The organism is Synechococcus sp., assembly GCF_982614295.1.
Genome location: NZ_CEXBMR010000072.1, coordinates 1 through 1,128, shown reverse-complemented (window position 1 = coordinate 1,128; position 1,128 = coordinate 1). Strand labels below are relative to the sequence as shown.

The following is a 1,128-nucleotide window of genomic DNA, read 5'->3' as shown; positions in this document are numbered from 1 at the left end:
GATGCTGGCTCAGCCATCGGAATCCGCTCTTCTGGCTCCGCAACCGCAGCCACCAGCTCAACCGGTTCCATGGCCAAGATCTGAGCTGCTGGGGGAGTGACTCGCTCATCGCTGATCGCACAGGTGGGGCCATCCAAGGGAGGCAGAAGCCCCAAACCCAAGCCAACCAACCGGCCCAGGCTCTGCTGCACCAGCAGGGGCTTGAGCACAACCGTACCCACCCGCTCTGCACCGAGGGGCCGCAGCAACGACACGGGCAGCTGCAATTCAGCTGCAAGCAGATCAGCAATGCCGGGATGGGCACTGTTGATGCCGCACAACTTCACGCCCACCCACTGGCAAGGCAGCGCACCCAACCACTCCTGGCTGCGCTGCATCAGTTGCTTCAGCTCTAGGCACAACACCCGCAAATCCAGATCGGAGATCGGCAGATAACGATCATCCTTAAGGATGATCGTCTCTGCGCCAATGCCTTCTGAGAGTGCGGCCTCCGCATGCTCTACCGAGAGGCTCGGCTCGGGAAATTCCCGCACGGCCGCCAGGCGCTCACAGCGAAGCGGGCCGGCTGCTGCTATCACCGTGGCATGGGAGCAATCCGGCAGCAGTTCGAGTTGCAAGACAACCTGGCCTGGCTCAAGCGAGAGCACCTCGGATGCCGAAAGACGCATCTGGCTAGTGAAACCAAACTCAAGACGATGCAGCTCTAATTGGGCCGCGCTGAGGGTGGCCAGGAGCTGCTCCACCAACTTCTGGGGCACACTGGCAAGGAAATAAGGGCGCAGCCCTGGGGTTGGAGCCGCCGGCGCTGCGGCCCAATTGAGCGGGATCAGATTGAAATCGGTTTGCTGCAGCGGGATTGGGATCTGCAAGCCAGATGCTGGATCACTGGCATAGGCAGCGGCCTGCTCCTCCGACAGATCGTCAGGCAGATGAACCACCATGGTGAAGGCAGCTTCTGGCGGCAACACCACCGCCACCCGGTGAGCGGGGATCTTCTCTTCCTTGCAGAGATCACGAATCAAGGCAGCCATCAAGCCCGGATCGGCCGGCACCCCCCGCTCAATCGCCTCCGGGGGCAGTTCTATACGGCGAAAGTGATCAAATTGCACCTCTTGGTCGCCCTGCTTG

The 1,128-nt window shown here is 61.4% G+C and carries 1 protein-coding gene; it reads right to left on the bottom strand.

Features of this window, described 5'->3' with window-relative positions:
• A partial coding sequence (locus tag AC2JC8_RS09590) for a hypothetical protein (RefSeq protein ID WP_484594621.1) occupies positions 1-1,128 on the bottom strand: 1,128 nt, incomplete at both ends.